We start from the raw sequence: 26,036 nt of genomic DNA on the forward strand, positions 1-26,036 counted from the left end.
ATCGGTTGCACATCAGTCGCCACTCGGGTGGTCCGTTCATCCGCGCGGCCCGCACGGTGAAAGGGCGACTCGCAACGGCAGGTCTCCTGGCTCGCGGCTCGAACATCTCTCTCCGACCTTCCCGGGCTTCAACGCGAAGCGCCAGTGGCATGTTTGGAGGAGACTTGCCGCTTACAGTTGCGGGCGCAGCCACGGCGTTGATACGCTAAGGTACCTCACCGTGTTCCCTCTTCGTCATCTACATGCTCGCGCACGTAGCGAAACCGTTACGCCTCTTAAAACGCGTTAGATTGAAACGGATGTCAACGCTAAATCTGCGGTACACAGAGGCTATGAACAGAGGGGGACAGGAATGCAACGCTCCTACGCGCTTTCCCCATCACCTTCAGGCTCACGGCTCAGCAGATAGATGTCCATGATCCAGCCATGATGCGCCCGTGCGGCAGCACGCGTCTCAACGATTTCATCCATCATCTCGCGTAAGGCGCCGCTCAAGAGAATTTCTTCCCGCATGCCAACGTATGCGCCCCACCAGATCATCACCCCATCTGACGGGATATGCTGAAAGCTGCACTCCCCATCCAGCATGACCAGCAAACGATCCGCGCCATCCGGCCAGCCCTCTTCGCGCAAGCGCCGTCCCGTTGTGATCAGGACGGGCGTGCCAATGGTGTTGAGTGGAATTTTATGTGCGGCTGTCAGACCCTGCATCGAGGTGATGCCTGGAATAACGGATATCTCCGGCGCAGGTTTGAGGCGCGCGGCTATGCGCATCGTACTATCGTAAAGTGAAGGATCACCCCAGACGAGCAACGCGACACGCGCCTGATCCGGCAGGCCATCCATTGCTTCTGCCCATACCGATGCAATCGCATCATGCCAGTCGTCCACGCCTTGGCGATAATTGGGATTATCGGCGTCACGTTTCGGGAGTTCGAATTCCACGATCTGGGTTGCGGGGTTGCTGATGACCTCTTCGCATATCGTGCGTCTCAACTCCGCCAAGTCGGCTTTGTTCTTTCCCTTTCGTGGGATCAAAATCAGATCGGCGCTATTGAGCGCGCGCACAGCCTGCAACGTCAGATGTTCCGGATTTCCGGTTCCAATCCCAACGAGAAGCAATTCGGTCATAGTTTGCCTTTGGGGCCGCACGTAACGATGCCCGTGCGGCCCATATAAAGGTTTTCAATCTCAGGCCGCATGATGAAGGCGCGGCGCGACAAGGCCGGAATCCCTGAAGCCATGCAATGTCTTGGCGATGGCAAGAACGGCCAGGTCCGCCAACGGCTCAACCACGATGACCAGAAGATAAGCACCGCCAAACATCGCGATCGCGTTGAGATTGTCGGCAGCAAATCCATGTCCGTAGAGCGCCCAGAAGCCAACCCAAAGCACAACACCGCTCTGGTAGGCCGTTGAGAGCGCGAGTGTCTGACGGTATGTGAGATCAACATAGGGAGTCTTTGCTGGAATGATGCGTTCGGCCAATGCTGCTACGGCAAAGAGAGGAACCAGAAGCGTGGTCACGTTCATCCCGTACTGTGGCAAATCGAACGGTGCGAAAAGCAGTCCCTGGATCAACAGGCCAAGTGCCAATCCAATGGCAGCGGGCGCGGCTCCGAATATCAGAAAGAGCGTCGAGCCGAGAATGAAATGAACCTCGGAAACCCCAACCGGGTAATGTGGAAACACTTCAAAAAACGAGAAAACCAGCGCGGTAGCCGCGGCACTGCGCACGGCAAGCGAGGCCAATCCTTTGGTGCGCAGCGTATCGACCGCCAATTTTAGGGTGTAGGCGCCCGCGCCTGCGGCGGTGGCGTAGCTGAGCGCGATTTTCGCGCCGGTTACGATACCAGGTTCGATGTGCATGTCAGGTCTCCTAGCCGTCCTGGACGGCGATCGGTCGATCAAGGTCAAGTTGGATGCATTTCGCGTCAGCCGGCAGAGGCCTTCTGACCGTGTTGCGTGGCGTGGAAAAGATTTGCGTTGTCAGTCTGTGGCTATCTCCTCCGCTTTGGCTGTGGATAGTTCGGGGGCAAGAGCGCCGAACAGGATCAAGGCCGGCGCTGATGACTGATCTTCAGAGGAAAGCTCTTGGGCTAACTCCACGACGGTGCTGCGGTAGAGCCGCTGGTCAGGACTAGAGATTGCTTCGGCGAGAAGGGCAGGCGTGCTTGCGGGCAGACCTGCTGCAATCAACCGCTCGGCCAGAATTTTGAATGTCCGCCGTCCCATGTAGACCACTGTCGTGGCTTCTGCGTCGGCCAGCGCTGCCATGTTCAAATCCTCAGGCAACGCGCCGGTGACATCGTGCCCCGTCACGAATTGCACGCGGCGCGCGACCAATCTCCGCGTGAGCGGAATACCTGCGGAGGCAGCTGCGGCCGAAGCTGCCGTCACGCCTGGGATCACTTCGTATTCGATCCCTTCGGCGGCGAGCGCTGTTATCTCTTCTTCGAGGCGGCCGAAGATGCCCGCATCTCCGGACTTAAGCCGCACGACCCGTACACCCGTCCGTGCATAGTCGACTAACAAACGACTGACGTGATGCTGCTTGGGCGACGTGCGCCCCGCGCGTTTTCCGACACCAACCAGATCGGCGCCATCGCGAACATGCGTCAGGATCGGACCCGAACAGAAGTCGTCGAAAAGCACGGCGTCAGCACGCCGCAGCCGATCGACCGCTTTTAGCGTCAGCAGCTCAGGATCGCCTGGGCCCGCGGATACGAAAGAGACGAAACCGCTCATGCCGCTGCCTCCGCGATAAGATGAAAGAAGCTCCCGGTTACATGCCCGCGGCGGGAGCCCGTCTCGGGAACACGCGTGCCTTCTGCGTCGACGACGTCGGCAAGCGGCTCATCGGGTTGTGTGAGAATGGTGGAATAGTGGAACTCGTGCCCACGAAGCCGCGCCCCGGGCTGCCGTCCGGGAATGGGTGCCGTCAAAGTCGCGAGCCGGTATCCGAGGTGCATGCGGCGTTTTTCGTAGGAGGTGACAAGGCCAAGTAAGCCAGTCATCTCGTGCCGTTGCCCGTCGGCGTCGATGAGAGCCTCGCCCAACGCCATGTAGCCTCCGCACTCGCCGTGAACCGGACGCGTTGCGGCGAAGTTTTTCAAAGCGTCACGGAATTTGCTTGCCTGCGCGATGCACCCGGCATGAAGTTCCGGGTATCCGCCGGGGAGCCAGCAACAGTCGGCGTCGGGATCGGGTGTCTCATCCGCCAGAGGGGAAAACGGAATGATTTCCGCTCCGGCCTTCCGCCAGGCTTCGAGGAGGTGCGGATAGACAAAGGAAAACGCGGCGTCACGCGCTAGCGCAATACGTTGGCCGGGAGGAGAGGTACCGTTGGTGGTTTGACCGCTCTGAGGCGTGGTCACGCCCGCGGTTGCAACTAGTGCGTCGATATCCAGATGCTTCTCAATGAAGTCGGCCATTTCCGCCAAGATGGATGGAAGCGTGCTTTGTTCTTCGGCTTGCACAAGGCCCAGGTGCCGCTCGGGAACCGCGATTTCTTTCTGGCGCGGCAATGCACCAAGTACCGTGATGCCAACGTCCTTCATCCCTGCTCGGACCAAAGCCTCGTGGCGTGCGCTCGCCACACGATTCAGCACGACACCTGCGAGCTTTACATTGGCGCGCATGGTCGCGAAGCCGAGCGCCACTGCGGCTGCCGATTGCGCGTGCCCGGAGACATCGAGGACCAGAACCACTGGCCAGTCCATCATGGCCGCGAGGTCAGCACTTGCACCAGTGCCGGATGCGCCTGTGCGCGCGACACCATCGAAGAGGCCCATCGAGCCTTCCGCGAGGATAAGATCTGCTCCTGCAGCCGTGGCTACGTGATGAGATATCTCAGCTGCGCCCATAGCCCAGGTATCGAGATTGGTCGAACGCCTCGCCGCTTCGATGGCTGCTGTGTGAAAACCTGTATCGATATAATCCGGACCGCTCTTGAACGGCTGGACGTCGCGACCCCGACGGCGGAGTACGCCCAAGAGGCCTAACATCAAGGTCGTCTTTCCGCTTCCCGAACGGGGTGCGGAGATCATCAATCCAGGTGGCAACTGGCCAGCCATCACGCGCCCTCCGGGAATCTTGGGTTCGTGCCGACGGGCCGATAGCGGCGGTCATAGTCGCCTGCATAGAGGCGGCTTTCGTCGAAGCGTTCCGCCCCGATCGTGCGGCCTACAAAAATGAGAGCTGTGCGTTCGAGTTCCTCACCGATTGCACTGTCGAGCGTGGCGAGGGTCGCCCGTTCAATCCGCTGATCGGGCCAGCTTGCGCGCCATACGATGGCGACGGGACAATCCGACCCGTAATGAGGGATCAACTCCGCGACGACACGATCCAACATATGGATCGATAAATGCAGGGCGAGGGTCGCGCCGGTCGCCGCAAATGCCGCGAGCGTTTCCCCCTCAGGCATAGCCGTTGCGCGCCCCGACGTTCGCGTGAGGATCACCGACTGAGCAACGCCGGGCAAAGTCAGTTCCTGACCCAGCGCGGCTGCAGCCGCGGAAAACGCAGGTACGCCCGGTGTGACGTCGTAGGCGATGCCAAGCTCACGCAGGCGTCGCAGCTGTTCTCCCATTGCGGACCAAACAGACAGGTCGCCGGAATGCAATCGCGCGACATCCAAATCAGCCTCATCCGCACTGACGATTTCGGCAATGATCTCGTCGAGTGATAGGGGGGCCGTGTTGACGATCCGCGCGCCCGGCGGGCAGTGGCTCAACAACGCTTCAGGAACCAGTGATCCCGCATAGAGGCAAACTGGGCAAGCTGCGATGAGATCTCGTCCCCGCAACGTGATAAGGTCAGCTGCACCGGGGCCAGCTCCGATGAAATGTACCGTCATGGTCCAGCTCCTTCCGCGATTGCGGCAACCGCCATGCCGTCAGATGAAATCACCCTGGGACACACCAGCCGTGCACCCGCTCCGGCAGCAGCGAGCGCTGCCGCTTCAGCAAGGCTTCCAGTTCCAAAAAGCGCAGTGACGCGCTCGGACTGCGTTTTCGTCTGCACACTGGAAAGGGCTCGCTCATCCAGCGACAGAACCGGCAGCGCGAACTTTGACGCAAGCGCCTGGATCGCGGGATGCCCGCTCTTGCTGACGTGCGTCGCCAACGCCGCAATGGGGACCTCGCCTGCAAACGCGCGCGCCTTCTCCAGCGCGTCGGCCAATGCCATCTGCGTCGCGCCTTTTCGGAACCCGAAACCTGCCACTCTCATCGCGTTACGCTCCACTGAGTTACGGGCCGCGCGGAAACCCATCCGCGCTTCTGCCCGAGCGGCTGCACTTCCGCAGTTTCGATGCGCATGAGGGAGCCACCGCAGCGCCCGTGCCAGCCGGCGATCAGGCTTTCGCTTTCAAGCGTGACTGCATTGGCGACGAGGCGCGTTCCCGGGGACAGGACGCTCCAGAGCTTCTCCAGCAGCGCATCTGATACGCCGCCGCCGATGAACACCGCGTCGGCATGCGCCAGGTCCTTTAGCGCCTCGGGGGCACTGCCTTCGACAACTTTGACCGCTTCCGTGACACCGAATTGGGCAGCGTTCATGCGAATAATTTCCCCGCGCTCAGCTTTCGGCTCGATGGTCGTCGCGGTGCCGCCCGCTAATGCCCATTCGATTGAAACCGAACCGGAACCACCGCCGATGTCCCACAAGTGCTCACCATGCCGTGGCGCAAGACTTGAGAGGGTGACGGCGCGAATCGCGCGTTTTGTGATCTGCCCGTCGTGCGCGAATGCATCGTCCGACAGACCGGAACTCCGCTGCCACCCTGCGCCTCCGGCGACCTCTATCGCGAGAGCTACTGGCGCACACGTATCGTTGAAAGCGAGATCGGCCGCGTGAACAGACCGAATGCGCTCATTGGGGCCGCCGAGCGCCTCCATGACCCAGAGCATCGACTTGCCAAAGCCTCTTTGATCAAGCCACTGGCCCAGTGCCGTAACGGCCGCCGCATCACGCATCAGGCAAATCAGGCGTCGCCCGCGACCTATGTGTGGAAGCAGTCGTTCAAAGGGGGCGGCGTGAAGACCAACACAGTGGGTCTCTTCCAACCGCCACCCTAGCCGGGCCGCTGCTATTGCAAATGTCGAAGGTGTGGGAAACGCGCGCCACTCGCTGGCTCCGAGACACTCTGCAAGTGTGCTCCCGGCGCCGTACCAGAAGGGATTGCCAGATGCCAGTACGGCAACGTTGCGACCGCGTAAATCAAGTACTGGTTTTACAGAGAAAGGTACCGGCCAAGGACGCCCCCGCCCACCGATTTCCGCAAGCTCCAGGTGGCGTGGTCCTCCGAAGACGACTTCAGCGCCTTCCAATGCACTGCGACTTGCATCAGACAGGCCCTTCACGCCATCTTCGCCGATGCCGATTATCGAAAGCCACGGATCAGTCATGACACGCGTCCTCCTTCTGGGCGGCACAACGGAAGCCAGTCGTTTGGCCCGAGTCTTTGCAGAGGCTGGGGTGGACGCTGTGTTCTCTTATGCCGGACGCACCAGCCTGCCGAAGGCGCAACCCCTTCCGACGCGGGTCGGTGGCTTTGGTGGTGCTGAGGGGCTGGCCCGCTATTTGCGCGAGGCTGCGATCACGCAGGTCGTCGATGCGACGCATCCATTCGCGGCGCAGATGAGCCGGAACGCGATCACCGCATGCCAAATCACGGGGGTTCCGCTTCTCGCTTTCGAGCGCGCACCCTGGGCTCCCGAAGTTGAAGATCAGTGGCAGCGCGTGCCGGATATCGAAGCGGCCGTCGCGGCTCTTCCACAAGCGCCGTCGCGAATTTTTCTCGCCATCGGGAAGCAAAACCTTTCGACGTTCGCGTCCGCCCCGCATCATCACTATCTGCTGCGGTTGGTGGACACGCCCGGCGCTCTTCCGCTGCCAGACGCCTTCGCCATTATCGCGCGCGGCCCCTTCAGCATTGCGGAAGATGAGGCGCTGCTTACCACGCATCGCATCACGCATGTTGTTGCGAAGAATTCGGGCGGCGAAGGTGCCGAAGCGAAGCTTGTTGCCGCGCGCCGTCTGCGGTTGCCGGTGATCATGATTGACCGCCCCGTGCTTCCGAACCGGAATGTGACCGACAGCGTTGAGACCGTGATGGCTTGGATACATCATGGCGCGGACCTCGGTGTGTAGACGTATCGTCCAACCCGCCGGGTCGCGGAATTGCCGACGATGACAACCGTACGCATGTCGGCCATGTCCGCTTTCGCCTCGGAGAGGGGCACGGTCACGATCCGTTCGGCAGGCGTCGTGACTGCGCGCGCGAACGTAATCAACCGATCCGGCCCACATCCTGCGCGTAAAATTTCTAGGGCGCGGGCGAACTGCTGAGGCCTGCTTGCTGAACGTGGGTTGTAGAGAGCCACAGCGAAGTCGCCTTCGATCGCCAATTGCAGTCGGCGCTCTACGAGCTCCCACGGTTTGAGGTTGTCCGACAGGTTTATGGCGCAGAAGTCGTGACCAAGGGGCGCACCTGCGCGTGCGGCCGCGGCGAGCATCGCCGTGATCCCGGGCAGCACGCTGATCTCGACGTCAAGGTATTCGGGGGCGCTTTCCAACGCTTCGAACACCGCGGATGCCATCGCAAAAACGCCTGGATCGCCTGACGATACGACCACCACGTGGCCGCCATCCGAGGCGAGTTGCAATGCATGGCGTGCGCGATCAAGCTCTACTCTGTTATCGGAAGCGTGGAGCCGTAAGCCCTCGCGCGGCGGAATTCGCGCGACGTAGGAATTGTACCCAACGACATCACTAGCCTGTGCGATCGCCGCGCTGACCTCCGGCGTCATCATGGCCGTATCGCCCGGCCCCAGACCGGCGATGGTGAGCGATCCATTTAAGAATACATCGCTCATTCCCGCACCTCCGGCCGACGGCCTTTGCCGTGCAAAAGCACGATGGAGAAGTAGGGACATTCAGCGTGTTTTGCTTCCGCGAGTCGGACCTTCTTTTGTCCATCCATCGTGCCGCGTTCGACGAGCCAAGCGTCGTCCAGCCTGTCGGCTGCAGCAAAAGCGCGTCGTATCTTTTCTAGGTTGCGTCCGGTTTTCATTATGACCAGCGCATCCGCGGTTTTGATGTGCCGGGTCAGTTCGTCTTCGGGCAGCGTGCCCATCAGAACGGTCAGAACATCATCACCCCATGTGATGGGTTCGCCTGTGGCGGTCCAACAGCCGGACATGCCCGAAATGCCCGGCACGATCTCGACCTCCGTGCGCCCTTTCAAGCGGGTGTGCAGATGCATGAAGGAGCCATAGAAGAATGGGTCTCCCTCACACAGCACAATGACTTCGCCTTCGAGGGCCGCAAGCCGAGCGGCCCAGTCGTCGTAGAATGCAGCAAGTTGTGCGACATATTCCGGACTATCGAACGCGATTTCGGTCGTGACCGGATATTCCATCGCGTGTTCGATGACGTTCTCTGGCAAGAGCCCGTTCACGATCTGGCGCGCTACGCCGGGCCGACCCTTCTTACGGAAAAAGGCGATCTGACGCGCGGACTGTATCAGGCGATATGATCTGACGCTCATCAATTCGGGATCTCCGGGCCCCAGCCCTGTGCAGATGATCCTGGCCATCGCCGCTACTCCTCCGCACTTGCAAGCGCATTGACCGCAGCCACCGTGATGGCTGAGCCCCCAAGACGCCCGTCGACGATGAGGGCGGGTGCAGGCGTGGCTGCCATCAAGGCAGCCTTGGATTCAGCTGCCCCAACGAATCCTACGGGACAGCCGATAATCGCCGCAGGTCTCGGGCACTTCGGATCTTCAAGCATGTTGAGCAAGTGGAAGAGTGCGGTCGGCGCGTTCCCTATCGCGACGATGGCGCCCTTCAGATGCGGACGCCATAATTCCAGAGCCGCCGCCGAGCGCGTGTTGCTCATCGCCTTTGCGAGCTCAGGCACCTGCGGATCTTGCAGCGTGCAGATCACTGCGTTGTCCATTGGGAGACGGCGACGCGTAATCCCCTCCGAAACCATGCGTGCATCACAAAGGATCGGCGCTCCTGCCTGAAGCGCCTTACGCGCTACCGTCGCCATGCCTGGCGTGAAGCGGACATGCTCTTCTAGTCCAACCAATCCGGCCGCATGGATCATGCGCACGACAACCGGCTCTTCGTCAGAGGAGAATGGCGCAAGGTCGGCTTCGGCGCGGATCGTCGCGAACGATTGCCGGTAGATCGCCTGACCGTCAGTTTCATATAGATGCGCCATCAGACGGCCTCGTTGATACGTGTGGGGTTCGCAATCAGCGCTTCCGCTGACACAGGGGCACCGATCGGATCATCGCCAGCGCGGCCATGACGAATGAGAGAGAATCCAGTCGGACCGGCCACGAGTGTTCGCGGCGTGGGGGTAGGCTGTGCACATCCCTTCGCGCAGCCGGACACATGAAGCTGACTGCCGTTCGGCACGTGGGCGGACAGCATGCGCGCCAGCGATCGCGTCGGTTGATGGGCTTGCGGACAACTCGGTGCGCCAACGCAGGCGACAACCCGGTTGAGGGGATCATCGGCGTCAGTGATCACGTCCTGAAGTTCAGGGCGTTGATGAAGGCCAACGATGAGCACCATTCGCCAAGGGGTCAGTTGCAGCGGCCCCAGTTGGGCGAGCGCGGCAAGCGTTTGCGCACTCATCTGACCGAAGGCCAAACCGACGAGCCAACCCTTTTCTGTCTGGCCGGGCGTTGGCTTGAAAGCCGCCTCCGGCTTGCGCGGTACGGCGGTAAAACGTTCCGGTAGAGGCGTGCCCCGGGCGATGTGCGCCGCCATACGGCCGCGTCCGTCCACCATGCCGCCAGTATCCAGGAACCATCGGCTGAGAGCGACCGCCGCCTCCACCGCTGTGTCTGGCGCAATGATCGCGCCCGTACCCGCACCATCCGCGACGCATACGAGTGATCCATCGCTAGCGCGCTCGAAACGAATGTCGGCAGGAGCGGACCGCAGGACCGGTGCTTCCTCGATATCGATCGCGAAACCAAATTTCCCAGGTAGGCGCGGGGCGTTGGGCTTGGCCAGTGCGTGGGACAGATCTTCAGCGAGGGTATGGGCCAAATCGTCCGTGACAGCGAATGGCGTGACGATGATATTTCGGTTTGCCTCTGCATCGGCATTCGCGTCGATAAGGTCGAGTTCCATCAAACCGGAGAGCAATCCGTCATAGCTTTGCTCACGCACCCCGCGCACCTGCAGATTTGCACGGTTTGAGATATCTATGACTCCATTCCCGTAGCGTGATGCGAGCTTCGCAATCTCAGAGGCCTCACGCGCGCTCAAGCGTCCGCCCGGGGGTTTGATCCGGACGATTAGTCCGTCGCCAGACGCCATGGGACGCAGCGCATTTGGACACCTGCCTTTGACGAGGAAGTTCGTGCTCATGGCTCGACCTCCAAGCTCGCTGCGATGGAGTTGCTCCGTGTTTGCCAGAGCCCTGCGTCGCGGAGCGCGCGGAACTGATCCTGCATCGCACGGAACGCGTCGGGATTTTCACGCGCAATGAAGTCGGCAACCTCACCACGGCCCAGCGTCGCGTCATGATATAAATCGAACAGGTGCGCCGGTACGTTGCGCGCGAGATGCGCGAAGGCTGCGAGGTGATCGAGTGTTGCGGCGAGTTCCGCAGCGCCGCGAAAACCGTGACGCATCATCCCCGCCGCCCACTCAGGATTTGCGGCACGGGCCCGGACAACACGCGCTATCTCTTCGCTCAATGTGCGTGCACGTGGTGTTTCCGGTCGGGTGGTATCCAGATGGTAGAGCGCGACCGAAGACCGCCCCAGCGCGGACATCGCTGCGGCAAAGCCTCCTTCGTGGCCAGCATAATCGGCCGCGAGAAGGACGTCGGTTTCGGGTAAATCCTGTGCGTGCGCAAACGCGTCGGCACTTCTGAGACGGCTCTCCAGGGCTTTTCTCGCCAGGTGGCTTTCGCCACTGACATCGATCGACCATTCCGAAGCTCTGATCCATGCTTCGCCAGCGGTGCGACGCCCCTCATCAGAATAATCTTGAACGGCTGCCCCCAAGTCCAAGCCGTACAACCCTGGCTTGGGTCCGAACACGCGGGGAACCCGGTTCACATAAGGATTTTCTTCGACGGGTTCGTCGCGATCAGCAAGCGCCGCTGCCGCGGCTTCAAACATCTGTGCGAGGCCGGGAAAGACATCGCGGAAAAGCCCGGAAACTCTTAGCGTCACATCAATCCTGGGCCTGTTCAGCAGCGCCGGGGGCACGATCTCGAACCCTGTCACGCGCCCGGAGGCACCGTCCCAACGTGGCGTCAGTCCTGCCAAGTGAAGCGCCATAGCGAACTCTTCGCCCGCAGTCCGCATCGTCGCCGATCCCCACAGGTCGATTACCAGACCGCGCGGCCAATCGCCATGATCTTGTAGGTGACGACGCACCAATTCTTCCGCGTTCTTCACGCCCTGCGCGAACGCAACGCGGGTCGGCACCGCGCGCGGATCAACACTGAAGAGATTGCGTCCCGTGGGGAGGACATCGGTGTGTCCGCGATAGGGAGACCCTGAGGGTCCGGGCGGCACCCGGCGGCCGGCCAGTGCTGAGTGTAGTCCCTCTCTCTCCCCTTCGCGCGCGCCGTAGATGTGGAGACCATCGCCAAATCCGCTGTCTTTGATGTCGCAAACGAAGCGGTCAATTCTCACAATGGCTTCGGCCGCGCTTATATTTTCGTTGATGCCCAGGTCTGCTTCCACTCCTTTGGCCTGCGCCTCCGCGCGGATCATTGCGATGAGCCGGTCGCGCCGCGCGGGATCAAGCCCGTCTGCGGTGGAATACTCATCCAAGAGCCTTTCGAGTTGAGACAAACCTTCCGGCACGGCGCTGTCGCGCATCGGCGGCGGCATATGTCCCAAAGTGACGGCACCGAGCCGTCGCTTGGCTTGTGCTGCCTCCCCCGGATCGTTGACGATGAACGGATAAAGAACCGGCAGGTCACCCAACAACGCCTGCGGCCAGCACGTGTCCGACAAGGCGACGGATTTTCCCGGCAGCCATTCCAAGGTGCCGTGCGCCCCTATGTGGATCAGCGCCGAGAAGCCCTGCGCACGTAACCAAAGGTAAAAGGCCACGTATGCGTGGCGGGGGACGCGTGCGAGATCATGATAGTCGTCATCACGGCTCTCCCTCAGTCCACGTTCCGGCTGGAGAGCAATCACCGCTTCTCCGCTCCTGATGGCGGCGAAGTGGAATCCTCCATCGACGACTGCGGGATCGTTATCGGGGTCTCCCCAAGCGCGTTGCAAATCAACGCGCAGGCCTTCGGGGAGTTGGTCCAAGGCATTCCGGTACGCGCTGAGCGACCACGTCAGATACGATTTACTCAGTGTGCGCCCAAGGTCTGTCACCGGCTCGACGGCATAGCCTTCGCGTGCAAGGTCGAGAAGAATTGCTTCGCACGACGCCAGCGCGTCCAAACCCACCGCATGCGCCAGCTGATATTCCTTGCCCGGATAGGTGGACAATATCAGCGCCGGCTTTTGAGCCTCCGCCTTCGCCGTAGCAAGGCTGTGCCAGCGGGCGACGCGATCGGCGACCGCGCGCACGCGCGTCTCATCAGGCTGGTGAATCTTGCGAGAAAACTGCAGATCCGGATCGTGCTGCGTCCCACATTTAAAGCTCACGGCGCCCGCGAAAATGCGTCCATCGACTTCGGGAAGCACCACATGCATGGCAAGATCAGAGGGGGATAACCCTCGCTCCGAAGCCAGCCACAACGCGCGTTCGGCGGTCGAAAGCGCAACCTGAAACACCGGGCATCCCGGTCCATCGAGTGGCGAGCGCCCATCGTCGCCACGCGCTGAGAAGGCCGTCGCGTTCACGATCGCGACCGGAGCCATTTGCTCTAAGGCAACCTCGACCCATATGCGCGCGCCTGCAGCTTTTAGTGACGGTGCGAACATGCCGACCGCCTGAAAACCTCGTGCCCGCAGTTCGTGTATCAGTGCATCTATCGGCGCTGTGTCGGCCGCTGCCAGATAGGCACGATAGAATATGACAGGCACAATCGCTTTGCCATCGGGCGGCGACATTTGAACGCCGCGCGCGGGCTCGTAGAAGCCGCAGTCAGGCAACCGTTTATCGCCTGGAACAGGCGCCGCGTAGAGTCCAGCGGCCAACGCGAGCTGTGCCAGGGCTGCTTGAGCAGCAACCGCGCCACCTGCATCGCAAAGCGCCGACAATCTTCGCAACGTTGAAACAGGCAACGTGGAGAGTTCATCGAGCCTGTCGTCGTCGCGACCGTCACCCGGCAAAACAGCCAAAGCAATTCCGCGCTTGCGCGCGAGTGCGTTGAGTTCCGCTAGTCCGTATGACCAGTAGCTTTCTCCGCCGATCAGCCGAACGAGTATTCCCTTCGCCCCACTCAGCGTTTGATCCACGTACGTGTCAACCGAGATGGGATGCCGCAATGCCGCTAGATTGGCCAAGCGCAGACCGGGCAGATTTGCCCGACCGCGTTGCCATCCCGCCGCGAAGGCCCCCAAGTCACTGTCGGAGTAAGACAGCACCACCAGATCCGCAGGACCTTGGCCAAGGTCTTGCGGGGTCGCAGTCTCTTCCAGATCGTGACTTTCTCGGAAGACGACATGCATGGTGATCAGGCCTCGAAAACTGCCTGGATTGCCGCCGGATCAATCGCATCATGCTCAGCGATCACAACGAGCTGGGAACGGCGCGGCTGGTCGCCCCATGGACGATCGTATTGCATGCGCACGCGCTCACCCACGGCCTGCACCAGCATGCGCATCGGCTTGTCCCGGATCGCGAGATATCCTTTCACGCGGAGAATGTCGCGCTCTCGCGCAAGGCGGCGGATCGCCTCTGCGACACTCTCAGGATCGGCCAAGATGGGCAGATCGATAATCGCGGAGTCGAAATCATCATGCTCGTGATCGTCGGCGCCGTCATGGTGAGAGGGCCGCACGTCGAGGTTATCTTCGGCCGCGGCGTTGAGCCCAAGAATGACACGCGGGTCGATCACACCATCTGTCAGCGAGAGGATCGGGAGCCTGCGCGGAGCTTCGGCTTCGATCAAAGCACGTGCCGCCGAAATCCCTTCGTCTCCCGCAAGGTCCGCCTTGCTCAACAACACGATGTCGGCGCAGGCAATCTGATCCTCGAAGACCTCGGATAGAGGGGTTTCGTGATCAATGCTCTCATCGCCAGCACGTTGTGCGGCGATTGCTTCCTCGTCCGGTGCAAACCTGCCGGCTGCAACCGCCTCAGCATCCGCGACAGCAATAACGCCATCGACAGTGATGCGCGAACGGATGGCAGGCCAGTCGAACGCCTTCAGCAGCGGCTTTGGCAGCGCCAGACCGGACGTCTCGATGAGGATATGGTCGGGCTGCTGCGGCAGCGCCATCAAAGCCTCGATCGTCGGAATGAAATCGTCCGCGACCGTGCAGCAAATGCAGCCGTTCGCGAGTTCGACGATATTTTCCTCGGGGCAATTCTCGTCCGCGCAAGATCGCAAGATTTCGCCATCCACACCGACTGTACCGAATTCGTTGACGAGCACCGCAAGACGCTTGCCCTGCGGATTGCGCATCAAATGGCGGATCAACGTAGTTTTGCCCGCGCCGAGAAAACCGGTGATAACGCTGACGGGAATTTTTGACAGGTCGGTCATTAGTCCTCCATCGGGGGAATGCGCGCGAGCGAGTTTTTGCGGAAAATTTCCGGACGTTCGCGCCACGGCACGATGCCGTCTTCGCTGGCCGCGTATTTGGATGCGCCATCGAGAATGTCCGGGACGTGTTCGGCGGGATCGAGCCGGCCGTAGACGTAAGTCCACTTACCTGGGCCGCTGAGCGCAACCGCGCACCCTTGCGAACAAGCGGAGAGGCACTGCACGGGACGCAGACGCATCCCTTTGGGTATCCCTGCGGCTTCAAGCGCGGATAGCATCAACTGCCCGGGACAAGCGTCGTCGGGTTCAATCGTCGCGCCGCGACGGCAGGTCGTGCAGACAAGGATCGTAGCCATCAGGCCCCTTCAGCAGGGACGAGAGGTGCTAAAGCCAGAAGGGGAAGACGCCCGGTATCAGGCGATTCACCTGCCGGTCGCGAAACACCCCGTTCGCCCGTTTCAGTCACGCTGTTGGCAGGTCTCCCGGCTTGCGGATGTAGGGTTTTTAATCCTGCGGACGTTCGGCCTTCCCAGCTTTTGCCAGTGGCGTTGAACGTCCTCTCCGGTCACGGTCGCGGGGGCGGCTGCGTTGTAAGCTTTTGAGCAATTCCGGCTCAAGTGCTTGTCGCATTCCCTCTTCGCCTGTCATAGACAGGACCAACAATGCCTCAACTGAAGCCGAACGCCGTCAGTTGTCAAGATGAAGGAAAAGTATGGCGATGGATGAGACAGACTTAGCCGCGCGTCACGCAACCAAAATGGCCAAGATCAAAGCTGCGCGCGATCGCATGATGGCAACGAAGGAAGGCGAGAAGGGACTGATTATTGTTCACACCGGTGCGGGTAAAGGGAAATCCTCTTCCGGCTTCGGCATGATCATGCGCTGCATTGCGCACGGTTTTCCCTCTGCTGTGGTGCAGTTCATCAAAGGCGCTTGGGACACCGGCGAACGCCGGTTGATCGAAACCCACTTTCCTCACCTCTGTCAATTTCACGCGATGGGGGAGGGCTTTACCTGGGAAACACAGGACCGCGAACGCGACATCGCCGCAGCCCGTGCCGGCTGGGAAAAAGCAAAGGCGATGATCCTCAATCCAGAACTCCGGATGGTCTTGCTCGACGAGATCAACATCGCGCTGCGCTACGATTATTTGGACATTGCTGAGGTTGTCGCCTTTCTTCGCGATGAAAAGCCGCCGCTCACGCATGTCGTCCTGACTGGCCGGAACGCCAAGGACGAATTGATCGAGATTGCCGATCTCGTGACGGAGATGTCGTTGATCAAACATCCGTTCCGCGCCGGCATCAAAGCCCAGCCGGGCGTGGAGTTTTGAGGGTTTTACCCTTGGAACTCTAGCCTACAAGGATAACCTTAAGTGAAATCCCTTATGATTCAGGGAGCGGGTTCGAACGTCGGCAAGTCACTGCTTGTTGCCGGCCTCTGCCGCGCCGCACTCCGACGCGGGCTTCGCGTCGCGCCGTTCAAGCCGCAAAACATGTCGAATAACGCCGCCGTCACAGCGGACGGTGGTGAAATCGGTCGGGCGCAGGCCTTGCAGGCGCTTGCCTCGGGCCGCGAAGCCGTTACCGACATGAATCCTATTTTGCTCAAACCTGAATCGGAGACGGGGTCACAGGTCATCGTCCAAGGCCAACGGCTCACCACTGTAAAGGCCCGCGCTTATTCAAGCCTGAAACCACAGCTTTTGAGCGCGGTACTCGCGAGCTTCAATCGGTTGAAAGGCGATGCCGACCTCGTGATTGTAGAGGGAGCCGGGAGTCCCGCTGAAGTAAATCTTCGACGCGGTGACATCGCCAACATGGGGTTCGCGCAGGCGGCGAACGTTCCCGTCGTTCTGGCGGGAGACATCGAGCGTGGCGGCGTCATTGCCCAGATCGTTGGAACACAAGCCGTCATCGATCCCGATGACGCCGCGTTGATCTCGGGATTTGTGATCAACAAGTTTCGCGGCGATCCGCGCCTCTTCGATGACGGATATCGCTTCATCTCGGAACGCACAGGATGGCGGGGCTTTGGGGTCCTGCCCTATTTTCCGGATGCCAGGAAACTGCCCGCTGAAGATGTCCTCGACTTGCGCGAGAGCAATCAGGGCGAGGGGCTTCATATCGCCGTTCCTATTCTCTCCCGCATCGCGAATTTCGATGACCTCGATCCGCTCGCTCAAGAGCCGGGAGTTCGGCTCAGCATGATCCCTGCGGGTCGTCCTTTACCGGGCGATTGCGCTCTGATCATCCTGCCCGGATCGAAATCCACATCGACCGATCTCGCTTATCTCCGCGCGCAAGGCTGGGATATCGATCTCCGGGCGCATGTGCGTCGTGGCGGTGCTGTCCTTGGGATTTGCGGCGGCTACCAGATGCTGGGCCGCGCAATCCACGACCCGGACGGTATCGAGGGTACGCCGGGCAGCGTCGAGGGCTTGGGTCTTCTCGACCTAGAAACCGTGATGTTCCCGGACAAGGAAGTTTCGCGGACACAAGCCCGGCATGCGGCCTCCGGCACCGTGATTGACGCTTACGAAATTCACATGGGTCGCACGGACGGACCGGATCGCAAGCGCCCCTTCGCCTTTGTGAACGATCGGGCGGAAGGGGGCACTTCCCCGGACGGGCGCATTGTGGGCAGCTATATGCACGGCATGTTCGTTAACGATGACTTCCGCCGCAGCTTTTTGTCAGCGCTCGGGGCACGGACCGCTTCGTTTGCTTACGGTGCTTCCGTTGACGCTACCCTCGACGCTCTGGCGGAACACATGGAGACACACCTAGACGTCGATGCTTTGTTCGCCTTGGCGAGGTGAATACGCCATAGACGAGCTAATCTTTCTGTAAGCAATCCCGGACAAATCGAAGCCGCTCAATTGGACCGAGGTTCTGCGCATCGGCCTGCTTGCGGCAGTCCTCTCTTTTGTCAAACCGTTCTTCCAACCGTTGGACGATAGTGAGATTTTGAGAGACCGGTCCGTCTGCAGCAGCTTTCATCGCGCCTTGCAGCTTCTTTATGTCTTCGGCGGTCAAATGCGGCCGATCGATCTTGATGGTGAGTTTGTTGAGTTTGCCGGTGAACGGGAACGGCGGCTTGTAGTCAGCGTCGTTGACGCCGGTCAGCGTATCGGATCCAACGTCGAAGCTTTCATCCCACTGCAGGATCATGGGTAGCGTCTTCTGCATCTGTTTGGTGTCAACGGCTTTGCCGTCCACCTTGAGCACACCGGTACCGGGCCGGCCGACGCCGCTAAAGTTATTGAAAGAGAGCGTGCCAGGGCCCAAACCGTCATATGTGAATTCAAACTCGACTTTGTGCGCGCCCGGCGTGAGCGTGTCTTCGCCCTCCCACTTTACACGCTCCATATTGAGGAGGTTCCAGACCCACACGGGTTTGCCTTTAAGCAGATAGAAGCCGTAGCCGGCGAACCGCCCGCCCGACGTCAACATCATGCCCTCGGCACCCTGGTCGGGGATATCAATGTCCGCCGTGACGACAAACGATGTATTGAGCAAAAATGGAGAGTCGCCCTGCGGGAGCCCGACCATCGGTCGGGTATAGACGAACTCCGTGCGACCGGCCGTAATATTGGGCCTTGGCGCAACGATGCGTGCCGCGACGGATGCGTCCATCGGAAAGATCTGATATTTGCGGGCCTCGTCAATAAACTCCTGCTTCATCTCCTCGACTTTGTCCGGGTTCTTCGCGGCGATATCGTTGGTCTGGGTGAAGTCCTCGTTCAAGTTGTAGAGTTGCAAAACCTGATTGTTCAGCGGATCGGGATTGGCCGGACCAAAGGCCTCCCAAGGCGCACGATTGACCTTGGTGCTCAGGAACCAGCCATCCTTATAGAGTGCCCACTGTCCCATCATTTCGAAGTACTGAGTTGTGTGCCGGGTCGGTGTCTTGGCGTTTTCAGCGTCGAAAGTGTAGGCAAAGCTGGTGCCTTCAACGGGCATCTGCTTGATGCCATCAACCATCTCGGGCGCATGGATGCCGGCAACCTCGAGAAGGGTCGGAACGACGTCGATCACATGGACGAACTGCTCGCGCAAGGCCCCCTTGTCCTTGATGCGTTTGGGCCAGGACACCACCATGTTCTGGTTGGTGCCGCCAAGCCTTGACGCATTCTGCTTGAACCAATCGAACGGCGTGTCGAAGGCCCACGACCAGCCTGCCGACATGTGGTTGTATGTCTGTTCGGTGCCCCAAACATCATACCACTTCATCTGCTCGTCGACCGGGACCGTGACGCCGTTAAAGAAGGCAACCTCATTCGGTGTGCCCAGAGGTCCACCTTCGGCGCTCGTGCCGTTGTCGCCGTTGATGTAGATAATCAGCGTGTTGTCGAGCTTGCCGAGGTCCTCAAAGGTCTGGATCACGCGACCGATTTCATGGTCGTTGTAGGCCGCATAGGCGGCAAAGACGTCAACTTGCCGGATGAAGAGTTTCTTTTCCTCGTCGGAGAGTTGGTCCCACGGCTTCAGTGTCCCATTCGGCCAGGGTGCCAATTCGGAATTCGCCGGAATAATGCCGAGCCTCTTCTGATTTTCGAAGATGCGCTCACGCACCTTGTTGTATCCGTCGTCGAACAGATGCATCGCGCTGATCTTATCTACCCATTCCTTGGTGGGGTGATGCGGGGCATGCGTGGCGCCGGGCGCATACTTGATGAACAGCGGCTTAGATGGGTCGGTCTGGTGCATCCGTGTCATCCAGTCGATAGCGTCATCAGCCATCGCGGTCACAAGGTTCCAACTACCGGGCGGTTTGTCCTTGAAGGGATAAATCTGAGTGGTGTTGCGAAAGAGGTTGGGCTCCCACTGATTAGCGTCGCCTCCGACGAAACCGTAGAAATACTCAAAGCCCATTCCTGTCGGCCACTGGTCGAATGGACCAGCCTGGCTGGCAGCGAATGCGGGCGTATTGTGGTCCTTGCCGAACCATGAAGTCGCGTAGCCATTGTCCAAAAGAATCCGACCGATCGTGGCTTTGTCCCTTGGAATGATGCTGTTGTAGCCCGGGAAACCGGTGGACTGCTCGGAGATCACGCCAAAGCCGACCGAGTGATGGTTGCGCCCAGTAATTAGCGCGGCCCGCGTCGGTGAACAAAGCGCGGTGGAGAATACGCGATTGTAGCGGAGACCCGCGTTCGCGACACGGTCCATCGTCGGCGTTGGGATGACGCCTCCGAAGGTACTGGGAACGCCGAAACCCGCATCGTCCGTGATGATCAGCAGCACGTTGGGCGCGCCTTCCGGCGGCGCGATCCGCGGTGGCCACCAAGGCTTCGATTTCAGAGCATCCTGCTTGATGATTCCGCCGAACTTTGGATCGGGCGGTGGAAGCTGTACTCCCTGAACGCTCGTCGTCGCACTGGGAGAACCAAGGGCGCCGGTGACTTCCTGTGCTGTTGCCGGGGCACCTCCCAGAAGAAGAGAAGCAAGCGAGACAAACAAAAGTTCTCTAGTCGTCATGACCTCGTCCTTTGTTCCGAGCGAACATTCAAGTTGCCACAGTGTTTTTCAATTCAAATGCAGGAGAGGACGCGCTCATGGCGTTCTGGCCGAGCGCTAAGAAAGCGCCACATAAATAGGCATCGCTAGCTCGTCGCACTTTGTTTGCGCAAACTGCCAAAGCAATTCTTAGTTTTGATCTGACCCTGCGGAAATAGGTCCGGACTCGTGCGGCTAACCGGCGCCTGTTTCGGCCGCCGACGCAGAAGCAATAGAACATGCAATTCTCACAACGAAATGCCAGTGCTTGCCCGTCGCGCCTAGAATAATGAGGCTGCACCTCAACATATATGCTGTCAATTAAATTCCATTCTCAATTTTTTTACACCAATGAATTGGATTAGCGCATTTGAATTAGACTTAATTCCTCCAGAGTTTATGGGGGAATTTTTGCGAAAAATATCGTTTCGAGCGCGCAGTAATGACCAAACAACAATTTCCGCCATCGAATCTGTTATCTGTTTGAGGTTATGACGCTAGAGATATTTGTGATGGTCTGGCCCGAGGAGGGCATCATGAAGAGTCAATGTCTGTCTGCCTCGGGTGGCGCTATTGCTCTCCTGCTCGCCTCGACTGCGCTTCCTTTAGTAGCGCGGTCCGGCGATCTCGCGACGGTGACAGAGCCGCCCGCCTCCAACAGCCGCTGGCAACTCAGCGCCACGCCCTATGGATGGTTCACCTGGTTGAAAGGCGACCAAACTGTAAAGGGTCGAACGGTCGACGTTGACGTCAATCCAATTGAACTCCTGGAGCACTTGGATGGGGTACCTTTCATGGGCTACATGGAAGCGCGCAAGGGTAGGCTCGCCTTTTACGGTGATATCGTCTACGCGCCCCTCAACCTTGGCACCGATGGCGTGCGGTCTCGCAGCATCAACCCCGCCATCAGCGGCACGCTCAGCGCTTCCGTCGGCTTGAGCATCGATCAAACCATTGTCGAGGCCGGTGGCACTTACGAAGTGGCAAAATGGCAATCCAGTGCCGGCACCACAGCAATCGATATCCTAGCCGGCGCCCGCTACTGGCATCAGGAAGCCGACCTCAGGCTGTCTTTGAACGGAAGTTTGGATATTGCCGACCTCTCCCTTGTCCGAGGTGCAGCCCTTGCACGCAGCGGCGGCGTCGACTGGGTCGATCCGGTCGTCGGCACAGTCATGCGGCACAATTTGGGGCCAGGGCAGGATCTGGTCTTGCGCGGGGATATCGGCGGTTTTGGCGCAGGCAGCAAGTTCTCGTGGAATGTGCTCGCCGCTTACAGCTTCGAGATTTGCTCCGAAGGAGGCGTCACCTATTCCGGCGTCCTCGGCTATCGATTGCTCGACGTCGACTATGAGAAAGGGTCAGGGCGCACGAAATACGAATACGACGTCCTGCAGCATGGACCTATCTCAGGGCTCTCGGTGGCTTTTTGAAACATTCCCGCCGAATATCTTAGTCGCGCCAGACGACCTAGCTCGCACGACTTCTGCTCAAGCGCTACTGATGTAACCCGGCATATGAGCCCCGTAGTCCTTGGCTAGGGGGCGACGTTGGCAGCGTTCTTTCGTGATTGCCGCCGCGCGAACTTTGCAGGCATCGTAAATACGTACTGAAGAAACGCGTCGACAAACTCAGCAATTTCGTCGACGTCTTCTTTTGCGAGTTCCGCGGCGTCATGCGCCGCGTCGTTACCGACTATTCTAATTTCGTCCGCCCATTTCGCGACATCGGCCGGGATATGGCTAGACGTCGTCAAGGCCGCTATGCGCTGTTGCAATGATGGGAAGGAGCCTCACGTTTTGTCGGATCCGGATAGATGGCGTAGATGTGCCAACCGGACGTCGTGACGACGTCCACATCCCCCCTTAACCAATTGGAGTTACCGGAGCTTTCCCGTTCATGTTCAGAATGACGCAAGTGGGCTCATTGCAGGGAGGCAGATCGTGAAAACGATCACTCGCTGGTTCGTGCCACGCCGTTCAGACAGTGCTCTGGCCCGAAGCGGAACGGGGTCAGCGAGACAATGCGGACATTGGGTTGTCAGAACCGACATTGACGCAATCCTGTTGGGATACAAATAGGCTCACTCAAAATCCGCCACCATAATACTTGTTCAAAATCAATGCTCTGCAAGAAATAAATGGCGTGCCGAGAACGATGAAACGGAGAACTACGTGTACGCTATTTCCCTCCAGAACCCTCCAAAATAGCGGTGACAACACACGGGGTGGGCGGAATATAGCTGCGGGCATCGACGAAGGTATCCCTACTGGCGCGGCGGCCTCACCGTCAGAGTTTCTTAACTCTCTTTACGGATGGTTCTCCGAACGTGTTTGCGTCCACATTCGTTCATTCTGAACATCTTGAGGGGCCCAACATGCTAAGAGCGCTCGCCATCGGTTTTGTCTTGGCTTCATCTGCGGGCAATGTATGTGCGGCCGAGCTGCTCAGGGCCCCGAACTACGATTGGAGCGGACCTTACATTGGTGCGCATGTCGGCAAGGCTTGGGGCGAGACCGGCAACTCGTGGCGCAATACGGTCATTACTGACTGGCAGCCCGATGGAGACATCTCCTACGACGGTACGGCCTCAGGTTTGCACCTGGGCTATCTGTGGCAGCGCGGCTCACTTGTATATGGCATCGAAGGCGACATTACTTGGTCCTCGTTGAACGGCGACGACAGCCAGTTTGCAGGTTTGGTCAACGCGCTGGAGATGGGCTACGTCGGCACCTTCAGGGCCCGGCTCGGATTTTCCCACAGTAACGCACTGATTTACGCGACAGGCGGCGTCGCGTTAGGCGAGATCGAAAAGAAAGACCTAACCCTCGGTTCATCCAACTCAAATGACGCTGTTGGTTGGGCAATGGGAGGCGGTCTTGAGTATGCCTTGTGGGATAGATTGCGAGTGCGCGTTGAGTATCAGTACGTCGACTTTGGCTGTGTCGTTTCCAGCCTTGGTTACGATCATCGGGCAGATGACATAAATATTCAGTCAGTGCGCGGCGGCATAAGCTACGGCTTTTGAATGCCTTGAGCGGCGGCACCTCTTCGCCTGTCTGGACTGCAAAGCGAGCAGATCGCCGTGAGCGGCGATACTCCGAGCTTGTCGCTTTCTGCGGTCGTGACGCCACGCATAGGCGTCTTCCAACGTGAACGTGCCATAGTATCTGCCCTTCGTCCGTGCTCGTCACTTAGCCGAAGATCCTGGCCGGTTCAACCTAGCGGATGCTCATCACAGGCTCGTTGGCGGCGCGAATGCAATTCGATCAAGCCATCCTTGCAGGTGCTCCAGCGTCGGCCCCTTGCCATACTTCGGGCGCTGGTGCTTGTGACCCATTAAGGTCGCAATAATCTTGTCGGGCGGATCAAGTGCCGTTAGCCGATCCTCGAAACTATGCCGCAATGAGTAGAGCGAGTGCGCTGGCGTCGGCCGCATGCCGTGGTTTCTAAAGAACTTGTTGATGTTCGCTGATAGCGTTGCGCCCTTATCGAAGTAGCGGGGAAATCCTTTCGGTTGAAGCTTCATCGCCTCCAGGGCGCAGCCCACGAGAGGCATCACTCGTTCGCTGTCGTTCGTCTTGAGCTTCCGGCCTTCCGGCTTGATCTCCAGATGCGGCACGTCTGCATCGAGGTGGATGTGGCTGGGTCGGAGGTTCACGATCTCGCTTGGGCGCAAGCCGGTATTCGCCATAACAAAAACCACGCGCCGGGCTTCGGGGTGAAGCGCGTCGAGCGCCCCGTCAGCCAAGATCACCTCCTGAATAAACTCCGGATCAAAGGGAGCACGCGGCACCGTCTTCTCGCCTTCCAGGCGTAGCTTGGCGAATACATCCAGCGGAATGCCGATCTGCTGCGCGTTCTCTAACGTGCGCAGCATCTTTCCGATGTGGCCGAATTGTTTGTTTGCGGTGCCGATCTCGGCCTTACCCTTGATGACGCGCTCGCGCCAATGGTCACGAAAAGCGAGCGCATCGGCGCGAGTAAGCGCTGTGACGTTCTTGTCTCCGACGATCTTAATGAGGTCGTTGACGGCGCGGTTCTTGGGGTTCCGCCAGCGTTTGAGCTGATCCGGTGAGAGGGCTTTCAGGCTCGCCGCTTGCTCTTTTTCAAATGCCGCGACTAGCCTGCTCAGTGTCAACGGAGGCGGTGAGACAACGCCAACGACGGCGTCGTAAACCGCTGAGCTGGGCTTCGGCTTGAACCTCTTGATGAGGGCCACACGCTTTTTAATTTCGATGGGACCGGCTCGCGCCCTTGCTCTAATTCCCTCCAGCCTTGTTCAAGCACCTCGTTGAGGTGCGCGACCACCTGCGCGGCACGGATGCCGCGTGGATCATCCACAACTGGAATGCGCGTCGTGAGATAGACGAAACTTCTGGTGTCTAGGTGGCGATATTTCTTTGGAACTCTGCGGATCAGATACCAGATCCCGCCACGGTTGAACGGCTTCGGGGGTCGCATGATGTACCGCAAATGTTATGCACTTTACGGTAATACAGTGCCGAACTGTTGGCAATTTTTTGGATTTTTATCCTGCACACTCAATGCCTTAGGTGTCAGGGTTCCTGGCGGAGACGGAGGGATTCGAACCCTCGATACGCCGTTGAGCGTATAACGATTTAGCAAACCGCCGCCTTCAGCCACTCGGCCACGTCTCCGGAGGTCGAAGGCATCCGTATAGTTGGGCGACTCGGCGATTGCAACCCGCCTGATAGATATCTTGTTCGAAGGCCTCGCCGGACCTGCTCTTTCGCGCTAGGCTGAGGCCGGGCACCAGGACTTTGAATGCAGGTTTCAACCCAATAAAGCACATGCGATGTACGGATCAGCACACGTTATAGTTCTGCGTTTTTGGCTGTGCCGCCGGTGGGCGTGGTCAATTATGGTGCTTGCCATTTTATCGAGCGCTGCTCTCCCCGCGGCCGCAGAGGAGCAGTGTGTTACTTGCGAAGAGCCGTTTGCGGTCTACCGCTGCGCGTTCGATCCGCAAAGCTCCCTCTCGATGACCGCTTCTGCGGCCCCCTTGGTTTGTGCCAAGGAGTTGGCGCAACGCGGCGGGCATGCGCGCTGCAGCATCAGGCGCAACGCGTCTGGCCCCTGCGAGGGAGAACTTGTGGTTGTGGCACCCTCTGCGGATACTCAGATGCCGGTTGCACCGCCCGCGAACGTCGTAGTGCCCGGAACTGTGCCGCCCGCTATAGGCACTGGGCAGGAGGACCCCAAGCTTGCGCCCATAGAGCCAATCGAACCGGCTGCGGCACCGGAAGATGCGTCTCAGGACGTTCCATCCAAGCAAGAAGAGGCCGAAGCAGAGCCAAAGGGGCCTCCAAAGACGGTGGAGGAGCTTGCGAAGCGCACGGCCAAGTCGTCCAAGAAAGGCCTTGAGGACGCAGGCGATGCGGTCGTTGGCGTTGCAAAAAAAACTGGCGAGAAACTGGGTGAAGCCGGTGATGCCATTGGCGGCGCCGCCAAATCGACATGGCGCTGCCTGTCATCATTCTTTTCAGACTGCTAGCCAGCGCCTCTCCAGGACGGCCAGACGCTTACTGGCGCGCCAGCCACGCGCGCGCTTGGCGCTGTGCCTCGGCAATCTCGCTCCGCGTCATCTCCATCGCGACTTCGCTGCGATAGATGCGTGCTTCGCGATTGCCGCGAAGCGCAGCAATATTGAACCACTTGTGCGCCTGGATCAGATCGATGTTCCGGCCGCTGCTGTACCTCAAGCCACGCGCAAAATAATCCGGCGTCTCAGCTTCCCAACCGATCGAGACCAACGCAATGGCGTCCGTTGAGATGTCCTCGAAATAGATTTCTTCCCTAAGCATTTGTGCTCTCGCTATCTGCTCTAGTGCCCCTCGA

Annotated in this window: 24 protein-coding genes, 1 tRNA gene and 2 riboswitches; of the genes, 6 read left to right on the forward strand and 19 right to left on the reverse strand. The window is 59.5% G+C overall.

The window, feature by feature from the left end:
* Nucleotides 1-59 precede the first annotated feature (59 nt).
* Nucleotides 60-283, reverse strand: a riboswitch (cobalamin riboswitch).
* A gap of 80 nt (nt 284-363) precedes the next feature.
* The 7 genes from cobF to cbiE form a co-directional block, all read right to left on the reverse strand.
* Nucleotides 364-1,131 (reverse strand): precorrin-6A synthase (deacetylating), encoded by a 768-nt coding sequence (gene cobF, locus K5845_RS09135; protein ID WP_046479014.1) that lies wholly within the window; start codon nt 1,129-1,131, stop codon nt 364-366.
* A 60-nt stretch (nt 1,132-1,191) separates the two neighbouring features.
* Complete coding sequence (locus K5845_RS09140) at nt 1,192-1,869, reverse strand: energy-coupling factor ABC transporter permease (RefSeq protein WP_287958838.1); 678 nt, start codon at nt 1,867-1,869, stop codon at nt 1,192-1,194.
* 120 nt (nt 1,870-1,989) lie between these two features.
* Complete coding sequence (gene cobA / locus K5845_RS09145) at nt 1,990-2,748, reverse strand: uroporphyrinogen-III C-methyltransferase (RefSeq protein ID WP_090229004.1); 759 nt, start codon at nt 2,746-2,748, stop codon at nt 1,990-1,992.
* Nucleotides 2,745-4,076 carry a cobyrinic acid a,c-diamide synthase CobB gene (locus K5845_RS09150; RefSeq protein ID WP_502814129.1) on the reverse strand — a complete coding sequence of 444 codons (1,332 nt, stop codon included), beginning with the start codon at nt 4,074-4,076 and terminating at the stop codon, nt 2,745-2,747. Before K5845_RS09150 ends, cobA begins: the two co-directional genes overlap by 4 nt.
* Nucleotides 4,076-4,858, reverse strand: a complete 783-nt coding sequence (gene cobM / locus K5845_RS09155) for a precorrin-4 C(11)-methyltransferase (RefSeq protein WP_046479018.1) — start codon at nt 4,856-4,858, stop codon at nt 4,076-4,078. Before cobM ends, K5845_RS09150 begins: the two co-directional genes overlap by 1 nt.
* The gene (locus K5845_RS09160) at nt 4,855-5,232 is read right to left on the reverse strand and encodes a cobalamin biosynthesis protein (protein ID WP_287958839.1); all 378 of its coding nucleotides are present in this window, start codon (nt 5,230-5,232) and stop codon (nt 4,855-4,857) included. The genes cobM and K5845_RS09160 overlap by 4 nt, the downstream gene beginning before the upstream one ends.
* On the reverse strand, nt 5,229-6,410 hold the full coding sequence (cbiE, locus tag K5845_RS09165; protein ID WP_287958840.1) for a precorrin-6y C5,15-methyltransferase (decarboxylating) subunit CbiE: 1,182 nt from the start codon (nt 6,408-6,410) through the stop codon (nt 5,229-5,231). Before cbiE ends, K5845_RS09160 begins: the two co-directional genes overlap by 4 nt.
* On the opposite strand from cbiE, the gene K5845_RS09170 reads away from it, so the two are divergent.
* On the forward strand, nt 6,409-7,155 hold the full coding sequence (locus K5845_RS09170) for a cobalt-precorrin-6A reductase (RefSeq protein WP_287958841.1): 747 nt from the start codon (nt 6,409-6,411) through the stop codon (nt 7,153-7,155). The genes cbiE and K5845_RS09170 overlap by 2 nt on opposite strands.
* Here the strand turns inward: K5845_RS09170 and cobJ are convergent.
* From cobJ to K5845_RS09205, 7 genes are read right to left on the reverse strand one after another with little or no spacing between them, the layout of a single operon-like run.
* Nucleotides 7,131-7,880 carry a precorrin-3B C(17)-methyltransferase gene (gene cobJ / locus K5845_RS09175; RefSeq protein WP_287958842.1) on the reverse strand — a complete coding sequence of 250 codons (750 nt, stop codon included), beginning with the start codon at nt 7,878-7,880 and terminating at the stop codon, nt 7,131-7,133. The two genes, K5845_RS09170 and cobJ, sit on opposite strands and share 25 nt — an antisense overlap.
* The gene (gene cobI, locus K5845_RS09180; RefSeq protein WP_287958843.1) at nt 7,877-8,602 is read right to left on the reverse strand and encodes a precorrin-2 C(20)-methyltransferase; all 726 of its coding nucleotides are present in this window, start codon (nt 8,600-8,602) and stop codon (nt 7,877-7,879) included. Before cobI ends, cobJ begins: the two co-directional genes overlap by 4 nt.
* Nucleotides 8,603-8,607: 5 nt before the next feature.
* Entirely contained in the window at nt 8,608-9,237 is a 630-nt protein-coding gene (locus tag K5845_RS09185) for a precorrin-8X methylmutase (protein ID WP_046479024.1), read from the reverse strand.
* Nucleotides 9,237-10,403 (reverse strand): precorrin-3B synthase, encoded by a 1,167-nt coding sequence (gene cobG / locus K5845_RS09190; RefSeq protein ID WP_287958844.1) that lies wholly within the window; start codon nt 10,401-10,403, stop codon nt 9,237-9,239. Before cobG ends, K5845_RS09185 begins: the two co-directional genes overlap by 1 nt.
* The gene (cobN, locus tag K5845_RS09195) at nt 10,400-13,633 is read right to left on the reverse strand and encodes a cobaltochelatase subunit CobN (protein WP_287958845.1); all 3,234 of its coding nucleotides are present in this window, start codon (nt 13,631-13,633) and stop codon (nt 10,400-10,402) included. The genes cobG and cobN overlap by 4 nt, the downstream gene beginning before the upstream one ends.
* A 5-nt stretch (nt 13,634-13,638) precedes the next feature.
* Nucleotides 13,639-14,673, reverse strand: coding sequence for a cobalamin biosynthesis protein CobW (gene cobW / locus K5845_RS09200; RefSeq protein ID WP_046479027.1), 1,035 nt, complete (start codon nt 14,671-14,673; stop codon nt 13,639-13,641).
* On the reverse strand, nt 14,673-15,032 hold the full coding sequence (locus K5845_RS09205; protein ID WP_170832473.1) for a DUF1636 family protein: 360 nt from the start codon (nt 15,030-15,032) through the stop codon (nt 14,673-14,675). The genes cobW and K5845_RS09205 overlap by 1 nt, the downstream gene beginning before the upstream one ends.
* Before the next feature lie 96 nt (nt 15,033-15,128).
* Nucleotides 15,129-15,349, reverse strand: a riboswitch (cobalamin riboswitch).
* 42 nt (nt 15,350-15,391) lie between these two features.
* On the opposite strand from K5845_RS09205, the gene cobO reads away from it, so the two are divergent.
* Nucleotides 15,392-16,006 carry a cob(I)yrinic acid a,c-diamide adenosyltransferase gene (gene cobO, locus K5845_RS09210; RefSeq protein WP_244464934.1) on the forward strand — a complete coding sequence of 205 codons (615 nt, stop codon included), beginning with the start codon at nt 15,392-15,394 and terminating at the stop codon, nt 16,004-16,006.
* A 54-nt stretch (nt 16,007-16,060) separates the two neighbouring features.
* Nucleotides 16,061-17,494 (forward strand): cobyric acid synthase, encoded by a 1,434-nt coding sequence (locus K5845_RS09215; RefSeq protein ID WP_287958984.1) that lies wholly within the window; start codon nt 16,061-16,063, stop codon nt 17,492-17,494.
* Nucleotides 17,495-17,510: 16 nt separating this feature from the next.
* Here K5845_RS09215 and K5845_RS09220 read toward each other — a convergent pair whose 3' ends face one another.
* Nucleotides 17,511-20,156 carry an arylsulfatase gene (locus tag K5845_RS09220; RefSeq protein WP_287958846.1) on the reverse strand — a complete coding sequence of 882 codons (2,646 nt, stop codon included), beginning with the start codon at nt 20,154-20,156 and terminating at the stop codon, nt 17,511-17,513.
* A 554-nt stretch (nt 20,157-20,710) separates the two neighbouring features.
* On the opposite strand from K5845_RS09220, the gene K5845_RS09225 reads away from it, so the two are divergent.
* Nucleotides 20,711-21,607 carry a hypothetical protein gene (locus K5845_RS09225; RefSeq protein WP_287958847.1) on the forward strand — a complete coding sequence of 299 codons (897 nt, stop codon included), beginning with the start codon at nt 20,711-20,713 and terminating at the stop codon, nt 21,605-21,607.
* A gap of 104 nt (nt 21,608-21,711) precedes the next feature.
* Here the strand turns inward: K5845_RS09225 and K5845_RS09230 are convergent, their stop codons facing one another.
* A complete protein-coding gene (locus tag K5845_RS09230; RefSeq protein ID WP_046479033.1) occupies nt 21,712-21,951 on the reverse strand; it encodes a DUF4145 domain-containing protein in 240 nt (79 codons plus the stop codon).
* A gap of 600 nt (nt 21,952-22,551) precedes the next feature.
* Between K5845_RS09230 and K5845_RS09235 the strand changes: the two genes are divergently transcribed.
* Nucleotides 22,552-23,202: an outer membrane protein gene (locus tag K5845_RS09235; protein ID WP_287958848.1), complete on the forward strand. Its 651-nt coding sequence runs from the start codon at nt 22,552-22,554 to the stop codon at nt 23,200-23,202.
* Between the two features lie 207 nt (nt 23,203-23,409).
* Here K5845_RS09235 and K5845_RS09240 read toward each other — a convergent pair whose 3' ends face one another.
* Both K5845_RS09240 and K5845_RS09245 read right to left on the reverse strand, forming a co-directional pair.
* Complete coding sequence (locus K5845_RS09240) at nt 23,410-24,396, reverse strand: tyrosine-type recombinase/integrase (RefSeq protein WP_287958849.1); 987 nt, start codon at nt 24,394-24,396, stop codon at nt 23,410-23,412.
* A gap of 347 nt (nt 24,397-24,743) precedes the next feature.
* Nucleotides 24,744-24,835 (reverse strand) — tRNA-Ser (locus K5845_RS09245).
* A 224-nt stretch (nt 24,836-25,059) separates the two neighbouring features.
* Between K5845_RS09245 and K5845_RS09250 the strand changes: the two genes are divergently transcribed.
* Nucleotides 25,060-25,692, forward strand: coding sequence for an NADH-quinone oxidoreductase subunit E (locus tag K5845_RS09250; protein WP_287958850.1), 633 nt, complete (start codon nt 25,060-25,062; stop codon nt 25,690-25,692).
* Between the two features lie 28 nt (nt 25,693-25,720).
* Here the strand turns inward: K5845_RS09250 and K5845_RS09255 are convergent, their stop codons facing one another.
* A complete protein-coding gene (locus K5845_RS09255; protein WP_052743916.1) occupies nt 25,721-26,002 on the reverse strand; it encodes a hypothetical protein in 282 nt (93 codons plus the stop codon).
* Nucleotides 26,003-26,036: the final 34 nt, after the last annotated feature.

Source organism: Filomicrobium sp. (assembly GCF_025698805.1).
Taxonomy (GTDB): domain Bacteria; phylum Pseudomonadota; class Alphaproteobacteria; order Rhizobiales; family Hyphomicrobiaceae; genus Filomicrobium; species Filomicrobium insigne.